The sequence below is a fragment of the Sphingobium scionense genome (assembly GCF_014197035.1).
GTDB classification, from domain to species: domain Bacteria; phylum Pseudomonadota; class Alphaproteobacteria; order Sphingomonadales; family Sphingomonadaceae; genus Sphingobium; species Sphingobium scionense.
Map to the genome: position 1 here is coordinate 85676 of NZ_JACIEU010000013.1, position 15406 is coordinate 101081.

Below are 15406 nucleotides of genomic sequence, written 5' to 3' on the forward strand. Positions count from 1 at the left end.
ACGAGCCTCTATCGTTCGGGACCGTGGGAGGGTTCGGGTTGAGGTGCGGGGGATGGCGACTGCCGTTCAGCATGCGTCGCCGGGGGCTCGATCCGGGTGCGAGCACGATCGAGAATACCCTCGAGAAACCGGTAGAGGACCTGCGCGACGCTTCGGGCGCCTTCCGCGATATACTCTGCTGTCCCTTGCGGTCCGCGATCCCGGCGAGACAATTGCCTTTCAAGGGCGCGATCTCCACGCGACGCCCGGTCCTTTTCCTGTTCGGCCTTCAGCGTTGCCAGGCGCGCGCGCTGCCGGTTCGTGAACGGGCCGACGCGGTCCTGGTCCATGCGTCCAAGGCCCTCGGTGGAGGAGGTCTTCTCACCCGACTGTCGCTCCAGCTTGGCGACAAGTTCCTTGACGTTGTTCGTCCAGAGCCTGACGCCGTACTTGGCGCGCGTAATGGCAGTGTAGAAGTTCTGGGCACTAACCAGCGGCGAGTCCACGGGCGCCAGCAGGAAGACCCGCGGATAGGTCTTCGACTGGGAGGAATATACCGTCTCGGCATAGCCATGGTCCCAGGTCTTGTGCTCTGTCAGGTTGACCTGCTGTACACGGCCGTCCCGGTCCCATCGTATGGTGGCGAGGTCGCCGTCCAGCTTTTCGACCGTGCCGCGCTCGGCGTTGCGCAGATCGAGATCGCGATTGACCAGTCGCCACTGGATACGATCCCCCTCGGCCAGATCACGCTCTTCGGGGTTGAAGACATTGATGTGCCGGGCCCGTGTCGTCTGCGGATCCCAGCGGATGATGCGACCCTGTTCATCGACAAGGCGCACGACCTGCCGGCCGTTGGGCTCCCGTCCGAGCCCTACGACGCGATAGTCCGTGTGCCGGGCAACGCCGAGACCAGCGATGTCGCGGTCGAAGCGCACCACCTGCCCTGCTCCGTAGAAGCGGCCCATATGTTTTTCGATATCGGTGAAGCCTGCCGGGGCAAGGATCGAGAGCCTGCTGTCTTCGGCTGCCAACCCATTCTCGTTCCTGAGCGCTTCGCGGATCTTGCTGTTGACGATGAGGCGCGTGGCGTTGTCGAGCACGAGGATGTTGGTGCCCGCACGGGAGTCGGGCTTGAGCCTCACCCAGGCGTTGACCACCATCGCGGCCATGGCCTCATTGTCGGTGACGGTCGTCACGCTGTCGAGATTCTTGAGCGACTGCTCGAAATTGCCGGCCCTCGCCTGAGCGACCGCTTCTTTGATCGTACGGGTTTCCTGGCGAACCGCCTCGGTCAGTTCCACCACCGGCAATCCCAGCCGGCGCATCAGCCAGAAGGGCTTGCCTTGTTCGATGGCGCCGGTCTGCTTCTCGTCACCAAGGAACAGGAGCCTTGCTCCGGTTATCCGGCTGATCTCGAGCAGCCTTCTAGCCTGACGGTTGCCAAGCTGACCGGCCTCGTCGAGCACGAGCACATGGCGATCCGTTATGCCATGGCCGCCACGCGCTACAAAGCTGGCGACCGTGTGCGCCTCGATACTGGCCTTTTGCCCCAGTTCCGCAGCCGCCGATGATGTGGGCGCCAATGCTATCAGCGTCGTTCCTGGTTCCGCCGCTTCGCCCAATACCCGCACCAGTGTCGATTTGCCCGAACCGGCAACGCCGTGGATTCCGGTGACGCGATCCCGTGACATAGCGGTCTCGACCAGGGCCCGCTGCTGCTCCGCATTGAGTGTCGTCTTTTCCAGCACGGCCAAGAGCCGGTCGCCCGACGCGATCGGCCGGGCGTCGTCGAGGCCAAGTGCAATATGTTGGGTAAGCGCCAGTTCCAGCCGCCATGACTTGCGGGTGGTGCGTCCATGCGTGAGTACCCTGTCGCCCGTTTGCTCGTGGGTCGGCAGCAGTTTTCGCATGAGTTCATGCATCGCGACCCGAGGACGCAGATCCTCCAGCCGCATTTCCCCGACATGGGCTGCGAGCCCCGTGCGCAGGATATCGCCGAGATTGTTGACGGCTTCGGCGGTTTCGAGTTGCCGCAGGCCGAAAAGGGCAGCGCGTGAAGCCGTGCGTTCGGTAGGGGGAGAATGTTGCCCCTCCCGTTCGCGTGCAACGGCAGCGATTTTATCAAGCGTGTCGAGTTGGTCGCCAGTCCGTTCATGCCATTGTACAGTAAGTTCTTGCGCGCCGATCTTCACCTTGGCCTTGCGGGTGGCATAGAAGGAGGCGCGCTGGGCCTTTTGGCCGACCAGGCCATGTTCCCGGGCATGCTCCTCGATCGCCTCTGCGCGCTGCGAGAAGCGCTCGATGAGCTCCTTGGGCACGCCCCGTATCTCGAATAAGCCAGTGCGAGGATCGAACTCGACCTCATAACCAGCCTCGCGGAGGCTGAAGGCGAGCGCATTGCGATAGATCTGCCCGGCGACGCGCTGCTCACCATACATGACGCGACTTTCCAGGCTCGCCATCGGGTCGCCATCCTGGCGATTGGTCATGTTGAGAACGACCAGATGGGTATGGAGGTGCGGGTCGAGTTCCCGGCTGCCATGCTCGGTGAAGCGCGTGACGAGAATGCGCCCCGTGGTCTCATGAACGATCTTGCCTTCCTCGCGGCGGCGAAGTTGTGCCTGTTCCTCCAGATAGGTGATGGCAGCTGTGACAGCATGTTCATGCGCGGCGAGCACTCGCTCATCCCCTGCCACCAGCGCCATGATGGATACGGATTTCGGGGCATTGACGGCAAAGTCCCAGCCGGGATGATGCTGAATTTGCCCGTCAGTGCGGTGTCGCCCCAGTTGCTGATCGCCGACTTTGCCGGCAAGCAGGTCACGAAACTGCCTGGCGTCGACGGGACCGGAAAGGCCGAGGTCGGCAGCAAGTTTGCCACCCCATTCGGACGGCTCGTTGCCGCCCTTGGTATAATAGTCGCCAACCGTATAATATCGGGCGATATTGGCGGGCTTGCCGTGGAGACGTTGCGGCTGGATCATGCCGGTCGCGACGGTTCGCGCGGACCATCGTCCCGCTCATGTTGCACCAGGTCGGAGCGGATTTCGCCCTGCTTGCCCGCCAGGATCGTCCAGGCGAGCCGGGGCGGAACCGGAAGGTCAGCGTCCTCCTCGTTCAACAGGATGTCTTCAACCCGCTGCGCATCGACGTGCGGCTCAGGCGGCTGGAACAGGTCCCGTTGCTGCGGCGGAGATTGCGGCGGTTGTTCACCGCTCGGCGGCTCGTCTGGGGAACTGGCCGGCGGTTTCGCGGGCGGCGGCGGTGTTTGCGCCGCTTCCCGCTCGATCACCTCTCGGACGCGCGCTTCGGCGTGAGCGATCCGGACGAGCTTCTTCGCCTTATCGATCTGAATGGGGGACTCCGTACGCTCGAGAAAGGCGGGGCCGAGTGAAGGAATTTCGTTGAAACGGCTGTCGAAGCGGACAACCGGCAGATTGCGGCCGAAGCGCAGAAATCCGACCAGGTTGGGCAGGTTGGTGACTTCGGTCGGCATCACCAGCGGCCGCGTCACCTGCATCCGCGAGAGGTTGACGCCATCACGCATGTCGTTGACGCCATAGGACATGCCCTCATTGGCCTCGACCTGCTCGACCTGACCCAGATTCTCCGACACATGTTTGGCCGTCGCGGTATCGTTGGCCCGTAACGCTACCCATGTGGAACAGTAGCCGGTGATGGCAGCGGCATCCTGAATGCCGTAAGTGGCTTCAAGCTGGGGATAGGACTGGAACCCCAATATGCCGCAGCCGCCATATTTGCGGGCCCGGGCAAGGAAGTCGGACAGTGACGGCAGCTTCTGGAGCGTCGGCAGCTCGTCGATCACGCAATAGAGGCGGCGATCGCGGTCGGGCGTGAGGCTCATGATCGCGCTGATCGCGATATCGAGCCAGACGGTGATCAGGGGCCGCAACGACGGCAACTGATCTGCCTTGACGGTGATGAAGAGCCAGCTCCCTTCCTGCCCCTTCTCCACCCAGTCGCGGATCGAAAAGCCATCTTCGGTATCGTCGAGATACCCGAAGCTGCGCATGACCGACGCGAGTTCCGCTTGAATGCCTGCCGACGTCCTTTCACCTTCGGTGCTGATAAAGGCTGCTGCATCCGTCCCGGACACGAAAGCGGCGAGATCCTTGAGTTTGGAGCGTAGCAGCCGGTCGAGCAGCACCGAGACATAGGTGTGCTTCTGCCGCGCGACCTTGCGCATGACCGCGACTAGGGTGCCTCGCGCGGCCTTGGCCCAGAATGGATCGCCATGCTTGTCGGGGATCGTCGACTCGGCGATCTGATCATAATGATAGTCGCGCGGCACATCGACCCAGGGCGACCAGCGCGCCGTGCGCTGGTCGAGCGGATTGAGCAGCATGTCCGTGCCTTGGCGATAGAATTTCTCGACGAAAGTACCCGCCGTGTCATAGACGATCGCTCGCCTTCCCGACTTGCGAATGCCATCGAGCATGCCGTTGATGAGGTTGGTCTTGCCTGTCCCCGGCGCCCCGCACAGAAGGATATGTTCGGGTTCGAAGGCTTCCGGGACCGGGACATTGCCTACGATCAACGGTCCCTTGCCTTGCCGCCAGAGTGCGCGCTTCACTTGCCTGATGGTACCGAAGCGGGCGCCGCGCAGATATTCGTTGGAGCCAAGGCCCCTGCCCGTCCGCGTGAAGTAGAACCAGGCCCATCCGAGCATGGCGAGGGTGAAGAGCCCGGATAGAAGAGCGCCGTGCAGAAGATAGATCTCGAACTGGTGCAGCGTCTTCTTTGCCAGGGTCGAAGCGGCCAACCAGTCCGCGGACGTCCAGTAGGATTGGCCTGTCGGCGTGCGAAACTGGACCGGATCGTTGGGGCCGCCCGCTGCGTCGACCTTGATCATCGCCTCCGCGAGCTTGACCAGCACGAAGCGCTCATATTCCGTCGATTTTTCGAAGGCATACCAAAGCGTGCCGATGATCCAGATGATCAACCCGGCCAGCATGGTCTGGTAGAAGACCTGAGTGGTCATGCGGACATTGTGGACGATCGCTTGCCCGCCCCGCGTCCACGATCCCAGCGTATCGTTCCGGAAAATGCTCATGGGCGATCCGCCTCCCCGAGGAGGCCGCGCTCCAGAAGTATGGATCGCGCCTGGGCCATGCCTTGTTCGAGGGCCTTCGGCGACTGCTGGCCCACGGAGGTCGCCAGGATCGAGAGTATCTGGATGGAGGTGGCGAGGATTTCATCTTGCGAGGAGAAGACGTAGCGCTTGCGCTCGTCGACCGCCTGTTCCAGCGCCTGACGGATAAATCCTGACAGAGAGAGGTTCGCGCCACGCGCGCGTCGCATCAATGTTGAGTGCAGCGACTCGTCGAGGCGAAAGTTAACCTTGGGCACGCGATAAATCTCCCAACGGGAAACCTTCGCAGATGTCATGAAGCCCTGATGATTTATCAAAACGTTCGCTCAGGCGCAACCGTCCCAGTATCCATTACTCATAATCATGTGGTTATTCGTTGATTAGGGTGGGTCGTGTCCCGCGAGGTTCCCTAATCGCCACTGTCAACAGCTGATCTCTTATGCGGTTCGTCACGCGCGTGGTGGGCTCCAGGGTTCTCTCCGCGGTCGTCGCGCTGGACGCCGCATGTTAGCGTTCAAAGTAGGGTGAATCTAAGTGGTGTGCGCGGTCCGTGCCGCACTCGCGGGAACGATTTCACCCTCGCTAAGCGTCCCAGGAGGACGCGTTCTGTCGCGCTTGAGTTCAGCGTATTGTTTCGGATTTAGGTCAGGCCATAGCGGCCTCCCGGAAGGCCGTATTGGTACACCACATTGCGTGCAATGTTACCGCCAGCTTCCTGGCCAGCGCGACTTTCGCTTTGCGAGGCCCGGTTCGGCCGGCGATCGCCTGTGCCCACTCACGCAGGCGAGGGCCGCCAAGCTTTCGAGACAAGATCGCATTCGCCGCTTCGTACAGGCATTTCCGAGCGAACCTGTCACCGCTTTTCGAGATGCGCCCGTTCCGGCTGATTTCGCCAGATTCGTAGCGCCTTGGCGTCAGACCGAGATAAGCGCCCGCGCTGGAAGATCGGTTGAAGCGTTCGGCGTCGTCGAACGCTGCAGTTACCGCCATCGCGGTGATCGGTCCGACTCCCGGTGCTGTCATCAAAAGACGTACCGTACCATGCTGTTTGGCTACGGCCTGAATTTTGCCATCGAGAGCGGCAATGTCCTCCACGTTCGACTCCGGCCGAGCGCCGAAGCGGCAATGTCCTCCTACCGCAACGAAGCGGAGGTCGAGTGTGGCGATTACGTTAAGTGGTGTAGGAAGGTTTCCCTGAGAGGGTGGCCACCGTCGATCTTCTGGTAGGGTTCGGATGCGAACTCGAACCTGGAGAAGACGATGACCGATGACAGAATGGCCCTTGTCGAGCTGATTGAGCAAGGGGCTGATAGCGATTTGGTGGGTGAGATGCTGGCATTCGCCGCAGAGCGCATGATGGATCTGGAGATCGAGGCTAAGACGGGCGTGCCTTGCGGATCACGCAGCCCGGAACGGCTGAACCACCGCAACGGCTACCGCGAGCGCGGTTGGGATACGCGAGCTGGCCGGATTGATCTGGCGATCCCGAAGCTTCGAAAAGGCAGTTACTTCCCAAGCCTCCTGGAGCCACGCCGCACCGCCGAGAAGGCCTTGGCGGCAGTTGCCGCGCGACAAACAGGATGAGAGGCCTCTCATCCAGATCGTCGCGCTATAGGGTACGACGACATCCGTTGGCAAGAAAACCGTAATGACGGATGCGATGGAAGCGGTCGGGCAGAGTGTGGAGCAGGAACCGGCGGATAAACTCGTCTGCGGTCAAAGCCATATGCTTTTGGGCATTGCCATGCCGATAGTCGCGCCAACGGAAGGTGACGGTAGCATCGACCATGCTGACGAGACGGCTGTTCGCGATAGCGACACGGTGGGTGTAGCCGGAACGGTCGCATCTCGAAACGCGGAGATAGGTTCACGCGGAAATGCCTATTTGAGGCGGCGAACGCGATCGTCTGTCGGGACCTTGGTGGCCCACGCTTACGCAACTGGTCCAAAGCTATCGCCGAAAGGACAGGAACCCGAAAAGCCAAGGTGGCTCTGGCGCGGAAACTTGCTGTAACATTGCATGCGATGTGGCGCACTAACACGCCCTTCCGGGAGCCAGCGATGGCATAGATCGCAACCGAAACGACACTGATCATCAGCACAACGGAATGCGTCCAGCCGGGACGCGCGGCGAGGGTGAGATCGCTCCCGGGTTAGCGGCAATGACCGCGCACACCACTTCGATCCCCCGAACTGGAACGCAAACATGCGGCACCCGACGCGGTGACCGCGGAGAGAACCCAAGAGCCCGGCACGCAGGATGGATCGCTGAGAAATCAACACTTGACCTTGGCGATTAGAGAACCCCTCGGGACACGATTTCCGCTCGCAATGGCGGCGAGGGTTTGTAGCGCTGCGCATGGTAGGAAGCGGCGGCGTTGGACGACGGTTGATCAGACTGTGATGCGCGGGTTGGATACCGCAAGACCGCGTATTCGTCTCGGGCCTGCCTCTGTCTCAAGTCGGGCGTCGGTTTTGACCGGCCACAGAATCACATCGAGGAATGCCCTACCGTGCCGCCGCTTCCATTGATGAGCAGCGCAGAGTGTGTGTTAGGTCGTGAACCCATAAACGCGATTCAGGCTGGGATGTAGAAGCCCCATACACCGTTGGAGAGTTCGCCAGCCGCGAAGCGGATTAGGCTATCTGTAGGCCCGACCTCGTAAATATCGAACCGATGGCGCTGATGCTGGTAGCTTGGATGAGGGAGTTGAATGGCTTCTTCCCCAGTGCGTCGCCAATTTTGCTGCCAGACTGCAATGCCGCTGATTTTCACACCGTCGCCCTCAAAGCCAACGTGAACATCTCGCCACTCGCTCATTTCAACACTGCCTTTGACCTGGATACACGCCGGATAGCACATAATGGGTTTTGTCTCGCTTCGACTTGTGATTCAGCGGCGGCATGAGCCGATATGACCTAACCGATTTTGAGTGGCGCGTGATCGAGCCGCTGCTGCCCAACAAGCCCAGAGGCGTTCCGCGTGTTGACGACCGACGCGTCCTGAACGGCATTTTCTGGGTGCTGCGATCCGGTGCTCCGTGGCGCGATCTTCCCGAGCGCTATGGGCCGCGCACCATCTGCTATAACCGCTTCGTGCGATGGCGAAAGGCTGGCGTCTGGGACCGGATGATGGATGCCATCACCGCTGCGCACGACAGCACCTCTGTTCGGGCCCACCAGCAGGCCGCGACGGCAAAAAGGGGGATCGAGATCATTGCCTCGGTCGCTCCCGAGGCGGGCTTACGACCAAAATCCACGCGGTCGTCGATGCGCAAGGGCTCCCGATCCGGCTTGGCCTAACGGCGGGACAGGCGCATGACGGGCAGGTCGCGGACACGCTGCTCGACCATCTCGGGCCGCGCACCATCGTGCTCGCTGATAAAGCCTACGATGCCGACCGCATTCGCGCACTGATCGAAGAGCAAGGAGCTACGCCTAATATTCCGGCCAAATCCAATCGAAAATGGAAACCCTGCTTCAGCAAGCGCCTCTACCGCGAGCGCAACCTGATCGAACGGTTCTTCTCGAAGCTGAAGCACTTCCGTCGCGTCGCAACCCGCTATGATAAACTCGCCGACAACTTCCTCGCCATGGTGCAACTCGCTTCAATGCGCCTCTGGCTCCGTGCTTATGAGTCATCGTGTAATTGCGGCTGCTTCCTCGGACCCCGGTGGAGGCGCACACTTCTGGTTGTCGAATCCTGAAGGAAGGAAGCAGCCATGAAGCACTATGCCGGATTGGACCTGTCGATGGAAACCACGCAGGTCTGCATCGTTGATGAAAATGGTCGGAAGCTCGTGTCGGAGAAGGTCGAGAGTTCGCCAGAGGCCCTGGCTGAGATGCTCGAACGCAATGGCCCGATCGAACGCGCGGTGATCGAGACCGGCCGCATGTCGCCGGCGATCTGCCTTGGACTGCGCGAACTCGGCGTCCTGGTGGTGTGCATCGACGCCCGGCAGGCGCACCAGAGCCTGAAGGCAATGAAGGCGAACAAGACCGACCCGCACGATGCCGCCGGGCTCGCGCAACTGGCTCGAACGGGGTTCTACAAGGAGGTGCACGTCAAATCTCCTGCAGCGCATGGCGTCCGCAGTGTGATTTCCGCGCGTGGCCACCTGGTCGAGGCCCGTGTCCGTCTCGATAACATGATCCGCGGTCTTTGCGCCACGTTCGGCTATCGCCCCGGCGCTGGCCAGGGAAAGGCATTCCTCCAACGGATCAAGCAGGCCGCGCATATCCCCGGCCTTGGCGATGCCATCGCCTCTTTGCTGTCGGTGCGCGCCGAACTGGTCGAGCAGATCAAGGAAATGGACCGTCGCCTGCGTGTTATCGCCAGCCAGTCACAGGCCTGCGAGATCCTCATGACTATCCCCGGCGTCGGCGTGCAGACATCCGCCGCATTCGCGGCCGCGGTGGATGAAGCGGGTCGCTTCCGACAATCGCGCAATGCCGGCGCCTACTTCGGCCTGGTGCCCAGACGCCACCAATCGGGAGAACTCGACTGGACAGGCCGGATCACCAAGCAAGGCGACGGGACCGTCCGCAAGCTGCTCTACGAGGCGGCCAACTCGATCCTCACCCGCAGCCGCGAGACCTTTGCCTTGAAAACATGGGCTCTGAATATCGCCAAGCGCCGCGGCCTGAAGAAGGCCCGTGTCGCGCTTGCTCGCCGGCTCGCGGTAATCATGCATGCCATGCTGCGTGATGGCACTTTGTTCCAAGCATGAGGTAGAGTAGAACCTGTTTGCCAGCGGTGAAGCGTCAAAGTTGATCCGAGGGCGGTGTTCCGCGAGGGAACGCAGGGACGAGCGATCTGCGAAGCTGCGTAGTGGGTAAACAAGCCCGCATCGAGTCAATGCAACGTTCGGCTCTGTGAGACCCGATACAGCACGGCCAGGCCTCGGCCCGGTTAGTGCGGACAGATCCATGAAACCCTCAAGGGATCACACCGCCTCGCTCTGCAATTACAGATCTACGGCCTAGCTGTCTGGTTGCGACACATCATTGGCATAATACAAGATGTCGTCGACCTTAGCCATAAGATCGTCCGGCGCCTTAGGGTTGTAAAGAGGATTGGCTAGCGAGGGCATCAAGCCGATGCGTTTCTCTACCATCTGGCGTGGTGAACTGCCTTGGAGCACGCGCTGTCGTCGCCGGTTGTAGGCACGGTTGAAGCCGGTTAGCAGGATTTCGAGATCGGCATGGCCGGCGACGTTGATGCCGAGCACCTCGCTGGCGATGCGGCCATTGAAGCGTTCGACCATGCCGTTGGTCTGGGGTGTATAGGGCCGCGTCGTGCGATGATTGATCCTCATCTTCGCGCAGGCTTGTTCAAAATCGTCAGCGGTGAAGCAAGATCCCCGGTCGGTCAGGACATGGGTGATGCGGAACGGGAACGCTCTCCTGGCGGCCTTGAGGAAGGTGATGGCGTTGGCGGCATTTTCGGCGTCGTAGACGTCGAGATGGACGAACCGCGAGCAGCGATCGATGGCCACATAAAGGAAGCGCTTGCGGATCTCGCCGTCCGCAGTGCGCAGCTTTGGCAGATGTTTCACGTCGATGTGGACAAAGCCCAGGTCATAATCCTGGAAGCGGCCTTGCCCTTTGCGTGGCTGCGCCGCGGGCTTGGGCGGTCGTCGATTAAGCCCCTCGGCCTTGAGCACCCGATAGATGCTGTTGCGGTTGAGGTGTGGCAGGAAGTGCCGGAGCACGAAGGTGAGATCATCTAGGGCGAAGCCTGTCGCCTTGCGCACAGCGCAGATAATGGCACGCTCTTCCTCGTTCATGCGCCAAGCCAGGCGCGTGGGACGGCTTGAGCGATCCTGGACCGCCTGCTCGCCGCGTCTGCGCCACTTGCGGACCGTCTCGTCGCTGATGCCATAGCGCTTGGCCACGACACTGGTCCGCTCGGTGGAACGGGCAATTTCCGCCCTCACAGCAGGAGTGGTCCGGGCTTGTGGATGTATTTGCACCATCACGAAACCTCATCAGCAAAAGCGGCAAAGCGCCACGCGTGATCCGCGATGGCGCTACTTACCATGTCCCAATGATGTGTCGCAACCAGACAGCTAGTGCAGATGCTCCTTTTGCTGCTGCGGGTTAATTAGACTGGTTGTTTGAGGCTAGTCGCTATGGCCCATACGAAGGCGGCCAGTTCGCGGGCGATGGCGACGTTGACGACGTTTGCCGATTTGCCGGCGCGGGTCATACGGCGATGACGAGCACAGAGCCTGACCTGCGCCTTCCAGGCGATATCGCGGATCGACTGGTCGAGCCCCTGATTGCGTTTGAGTATGGTCTCTCCGATCCGCGCCGGGAGTCTGTAAGTCCAGGCACTCTCGACCAGCATGCGTCGCGCACGAGTATTCCCGGCCTTGGTGATGTTTCCACGCGCGGTTTTGGCGCCGGAAGAATGCTCGCAAGGCACCAGGCCGAGGTAGGCCATCAACTGGCGGGGGTTGGCGAAACGGTGGAAATCGCCAATCTCGGCCACGATGGTGATCGCCGCGATCAGGGCAATCCCACGCAAGGCCTGGATAACAGTCACGACCGGCGCCAATGACCACGACGGCACCAATGCCTCCATCTGCCGGGCAAGCCGATCCCGGCGGGCCTCGGCTTCATCAACGACCTGGACCATCTCCTCGAAAGCAATCTGGCGGGCAGGATGTTCGAAGCCTTGGGCTGCCAGCCATCGGCGATGCTTTCCGGTCCAGTGATTGCCGGCGCTGTATATCCGGCTTTGGCGCAGCAAAAAGCCCAGCACCTGCTGGCGGGTCCGGCGCAATCCCTGCATCGCCATCTGGCGGGCCCGGCACAAGTCCCGCATGGCCTCATGAGCTTCGTCCAGCACCTACACTGCGGTCAGTTCGGCGGAACGAAACAGCGCGGCAATAGCGGTGGCGTCGCGACGATCGGTCTTTACCCGATCGCCGGGACGTGTCGGAATGAGTGAAGGAGCAACGACAACGCACTCGTGGCCGAGCTGCGTGATCTGGCGATGAAGGCCGTAGCCGCACGGCCCCGCCTCGTAGCAGAATGACAAACGGGCATGACGTGCCGCCAGCTTGGCAACCATCTTCGCCACTGCTGTAGGATCACTGGATATCTCACCGATGTAGCGGACCTCCCCGCGCCGACCTGCCTCCGCGACCGATACCGCTATCGTCTTTTTGTGCGTGTCCATCGCTACATATGTCGTAGAATATTCCATGGCTCGTCTCCCATGCATGAGGATAGGACCTGATCTTTGGTCAACCCTCGATACTGCATGCCGGGGACGAGCTACCAACCGCGAACATAGCGTCTCAAATACTTATGGGTAATCGCAAGCCTCACCGGATGGCTACGATCATAACAAAACCCGATCGTACACCATTACGAGAGCGTTCTGACGCTGCCTCTAATCGGTCAAAACGCTCATGATGCGGATCAATCACTTACCCGCTTCAGCGAATGAGGGTCGTTAAGTCCCGCTTCTTCCGCAAAAACCGCCGCAAGCTTGGCTGGCGTTTCCGGCTCGTCAATTGTCGCGGGGATATCGAAGGGTTCGCGGTTCACGATCTTACGGAGCAGGCTACGCAAGATCTTGCCAGAACGGGTCTTGGGCAATTGCTCAACGACCAGAACTGCCTTCAGCGCCGCGATAGCCCCCAGTTCGCTGCGCACGGAAAGGACTGAGCGCTCGACAAGGCTCTTGTCCGTCGCATAGCCGGCTTGCGGGGTGACGAAAGCAATCGGTACCATACCTTTGAGGTTATCGTCCGCACCGACGACGGCGCATTCAGCGACACCTGGTTGCCGCGACACGATCTCTTCCATCTGTCCGGTCGACAGCCGATGACCGGCGATGTTGATGATGTCGTCGGTTCGTCCCATGATGTGCATGAAGCCCTCACTGTCGCGAAAGCCTGCATCACCGGTTTCGTAGTACCCAGGGAACGTCTCGAAATTTCGGACAAACGTGGCGTTGTTGTTCCACAGCGAACGGAAGGTGCCGGGCGGCAGCGGGGTTTCGATAACGACATTGCCGCTTGCCCCGTCGGGCAGAGCAAGTCCATCGTCATCGAGGATGGCGAACTGGTAACCGGGCACCGGAAAGCCAGCGCTGCCAGGCTTGCGGCGCAGGTCCCCCATCGCGAAGCATGAAGCGATGGCCGGCCAGCCAAGCTCGGTCTGCCACCAGTGATCGATCACCGGCAAACCGCTTAACCGCTCCAGCCACGCGATCGTTTCCGGGTCCGCGCGTTCTCCGGCCAGAAACACCGCGCGGCACGCTCCGGTGCCAATCTCCTTCAGGAACCGGGCATCGGGATCTTCCTTGCGGATCGCCCGGATGGCGGTCGGCGCAGTGAAGAAACTCTTGACATTATGGCGCGCTATGGTCCGCCAGAACGTGCCGGGATCGGGTGTGCCGACAGGCTTGCCTTCGAACAGGACGGTCGTGGCCCCAACCAGCAGCGGGGCATAGACGATGTAGCTATGCCCCACCACCCAACCGACGTCCGAGGCAGCCCAGAACGTGTCCCCTGCCCCGATGCCATAGATGTTGGCCATCGACCACGACAGGGCCACGGCATGTCCGCCATTGTCGCGCACCACACCCTTGGGAGTTCCTGTGGTGCCCGAAGTGTAGAGGATGTAGAGCGGATCGCCGGAGGCGAGAGGAACGCATGGAGGCACCGGCATATCGGCGGTCCTCCGCCGCAGATCGTGCCAGTCAATGTCTCGGACGGGCATCAAGTCCGCGGTTAGCTGTTCGCGCTGGACCAGGACGACATGCTCGACCGAGTGGGCGGCAAGGACCAGCGCTTCGTCGACCAACGGCTTGTAGGCAATGGTGCGGCTGCCCTCGATTCCGCACGAAGCGGTGAGCACCAGTTTGGGGGTGGCATCGTCGATCCGCTTGGCCAGTTCGGGTGGGGCGAACCCGCCGAACACAACGGAATGGATCACACCGAGCCGCGCGCAAGCCAGCATCGCGAAAACCGTCTCGGGGATCATCGGCATGTAGAGGATTACCCGATCCCCTTTTTTCGCGCCGAGGCTCGCCAGCATCGCCGCCGTACGTTCGGTTTCATGCAGCAGTTCGCGGTAGGTGTAATGGCGGATGGTTCCGGTTACCGGGCTGTCATAGGCAAGCGCCAGCGCATCGCCGCGTCCGGCCTGGACATGCCGGTCGAGGCAATTGTGGCATGTGTTCAGGATGCCTTCGGGAAACCAGCCCATGCTTTGGTCGTGGGCGCGCGGCGGATTTTCGACCCAGTCGATCGCCTTTGCGGCCTCGAGCCAGAATTGGTCAGGGCGGTTTGCAGCCCACCGCACTGCGCCATCGTAGGCCATCGCCCCGGTCTCATCACTCATGGTTTCCGCTCTCCCCTGTTTTCCGTCTGGCCTGCTGCTGCTCGGCGCGATACGAATATCGCGGCCAAGACAATGGCCGCTCCGACCATGTGATAGGTTTCAAGTCTCTCTCCCAACAGCAGCACCGCCAAGAAAACACCGAACACCGTGGGGAGATTCATGTAGACGCCGACTCTTACTGAACCGATCAGGATTACCGCACGGTTGAAGAAGGCATAGGCAATCAGCGAAGGAAAGATGCCTACATAGAGCACCGCGCCAATCACTTCAATTTGTGGCTTGGCGACCCCGCCATCGGCCAGGCTCACCAGGTAAGGTACAGCCAGCGTTCCCATGCCGACCGCGAACAGCACAGCGAGCAGAGTGATGTGGTGTATGGCGGGCACCTTGCGCAAGAACGTCGCGTAGGCCGAGTACAGGAAGACCCCGGTCAGGGCGAGCAAGTCGCCATGGTTGAGTCCGCCAAGATGCAACGCGAAAGGCTGCCCTCTGGTCACGATCCAGACGACTCCGGTAAGAGACAGCGCCGCACTGGAAACCAGCAGCGGTCTGATCCGCTCCCCGAACAGAATGCTCGGCATGACCAAGGTCATGATCGGCATGGTCGATTGCAGCAGCAGGCTGTTGGTGGCTGTGGTGAGTTGCAGGCTCCAGTAAACGATGAAGGCGAACACCCCCACGCCGAACACGCCCAGCACCGCCAGCAGGCGCCAGGAATCGCGCAGGACCCGACGATCGGCCACGACGTGCCGCCAGGCAAAGGGCAGAACGAATAGCAACGCGACCACCCAACGCCAAAAGGCCAGCGCCAGAGGAGAAAGCAAGTCGCGCGCCGCCCGGCCCACGATGGGGTTCAGCGCCCAGAATAGCGAAGCGAGAGAAAGCAACAAGACTGGTGAGCTCCATACGTAACGAAGGGCCTGCCGCCATCCAGAAGAACCATTGCCA

General features: G+C 61.2%; 9 protein-coding genes and 4 pseudogenes. 3 read left to right on the top strand and 10 right to left on the bottom strand.

Features of this window, described 5'->3' with window-relative positions:
* Positions 1-8: 8 nt before the first annotated feature.
* From mobF to GGQ90_RS16280, 4 genes are all read right to left on the bottom strand, one after another.
* Entirely contained in the window at positions 9-2963 is a 2955-nt protein-coding gene (gene mobF, locus GGQ90_RS16265) for a MobF family relaxase (protein ID WP_037508570.1), read from the bottom strand.
* Positions 2960-5053, bottom strand: coding sequence for a type IV secretion system DNA-binding domain-containing protein (locus tag GGQ90_RS16270; protein WP_037508573.1), 2094 nt, complete (start codon positions 5051-5053; stop codon positions 2960-2962). The genes mobF and GGQ90_RS16270 overlap by 4 nt, the downstream gene beginning before the upstream one ends.
* The gene (locus GGQ90_RS16275; protein WP_223178292.1) at positions 5050-5388 is read right to left on the bottom strand and encodes a CopG family transcriptional regulator; all 339 of its coding nucleotides are present in this window, start codon (positions 5386-5388) and stop codon (positions 5050-5052) included. Before GGQ90_RS16275 ends, GGQ90_RS16270 begins: the two co-directional genes overlap by 4 nt.
* 349 nt (positions 5389-5737) lie before the next feature.
* Entirely contained in the window at positions 5738-6187 is a 450-nt protein-coding gene (locus GGQ90_RS16280) for an IS110 family transposase (protein ID WP_052076585.1), read from the bottom strand.
* A 165-nt stretch (positions 6188-6352) separates the two neighbouring features.
* Here GGQ90_RS16280 and GGQ90_RS16285 point away from each other — a divergent pair.
* Positions 6353-6655, top strand: a pseudogene (locus GGQ90_RS16285) (transposase); the annotation flags it as partial.
* Between the two features lie 58 nt (positions 6656-6713).
* Here GGQ90_RS16285 and GGQ90_RS16290 read toward each other — a convergent pair.
* Both GGQ90_RS16290 and GGQ90_RS16300 read right to left on the bottom strand, forming a co-directional pair.
* A pseudogene (locus GGQ90_RS16290) lies at positions 6714-6929 on the bottom strand (transposase); the annotation flags it as partial.
* Between the two features lie 741 nt (positions 6930-7670).
* Positions 7671-7913, bottom strand: coding sequence for a hypothetical protein (locus tag GGQ90_RS16300; protein WP_137405232.1), 243 nt, complete (start codon positions 7911-7913; stop codon positions 7671-7673).
* An 83-nt stretch (positions 7914-7996) separates the two neighbouring features.
* Here GGQ90_RS16300 and GGQ90_RS16305 point away from each other — a divergent pair.
* A pseudogene (locus tag GGQ90_RS16305) lies at positions 7997-8718 on the top strand (IS5 family transposase); the annotation flags it as partial.
* Positions 8719-8814: 96 nt separating this feature from the next.
* Entirely contained in the window at positions 8815-9822 is a 1008-nt protein-coding gene (locus tag GGQ90_RS16310; protein ID WP_037508579.1) for an IS110 family RNA-guided transposase, read from the top strand.
* Positions 9823-10074: 252 nt separating this feature from the next.
* Here the strand turns inward: GGQ90_RS16310 and GGQ90_RS16315 are convergent, their stop codons facing one another.
* The 4 genes and pseudogenes from GGQ90_RS16315 to GGQ90_RS16330 all read right to left on the bottom strand — a co-directional run bounded on the left by GGQ90_RS16315 (position 10075) and on the right by GGQ90_RS16330 (position 15348).
* Positions 10075-11070, bottom strand: coding sequence for an IS481 family transposase (locus GGQ90_RS16315; RefSeq protein WP_188083124.1), 996 nt, complete (start codon positions 11068-11070; stop codon positions 10075-10077).
* A gap of 128 nt (positions 11071-11198) precedes the next feature.
* Positions 11199-12308: pseudogene (locus tag GGQ90_RS16320) on the bottom strand (IS110 family RNA-guided transposase).
* A gap of 218 nt (positions 12309-12526) precedes the next feature.
* A complete protein-coding gene (locus GGQ90_RS16325) occupies positions 12527-14458 on the bottom strand; it encodes an AMP-binding protein (protein ID WP_052076586.1) in 1932 nt (643 codons plus the stop codon).
* The gene (locus GGQ90_RS16330; protein ID WP_230588528.1) at positions 14455-15348 is read right to left on the bottom strand and encodes a DMT family transporter; all 894 of its coding nucleotides are present in this window, start codon (positions 15346-15348) and stop codon (positions 14455-14457) included. The genes GGQ90_RS16325 and GGQ90_RS16330 overlap by 4 nt, the downstream gene beginning before the upstream one ends.
* Between the last annotated feature and the right edge of the window lie 58 nt (positions 15349-15406).

Bases quoted from the DNA above. Each gene is read 5' to 3' on its own strand.
- mobF (WP_037508570.1), bottom strand. From the start codon at position 2,963: ATGATCCAGCCGCAACGTCTCCACGGCAAGCCCGCCAATATCGCCCGA.
- GGQ90_RS16270 (WP_037508573.1), bottom strand. From the start codon at position 5,053: ATGAGCATTTTCCGGAACGATACGCTGGGATCGTGGACGCGGGGCGGG.
- GGQ90_RS16275 (WP_223178292.1), bottom strand. From the start codon at position 5,388: ATGACATCTGCGAAGGTTTCCCGTTGGGAGATTTATCGCGTGCCCAAG.
- GGQ90_RS16300 (WP_137405232.1), bottom strand. From the start codon at position 7,913: ATGAGCGAGTGGCGAGATGTTCACGTTGGCTTTGAGGGCGACGGTGTG.
- GGQ90_RS16310 (WP_037508579.1), top strand. From the start codon at position 8,815: ATGAAGCACTATGCCGGATTGGACCTGTCGATGGAAACCACGCAGGTC.
- GGQ90_RS16315 (WP_188083124.1), bottom strand. From the start codon at position 11,070: ATGGTGCAAATACATCCACAAGCCCGGACCACTCCTGCTGTGAGGGCG.
- GGQ90_RS16325 (WP_052076586.1), bottom strand. From the start codon at position 14,458: ATGAGTGATGAGACCGGGGCGATGGCCTACGATGGCGCAGTGCGGTGG.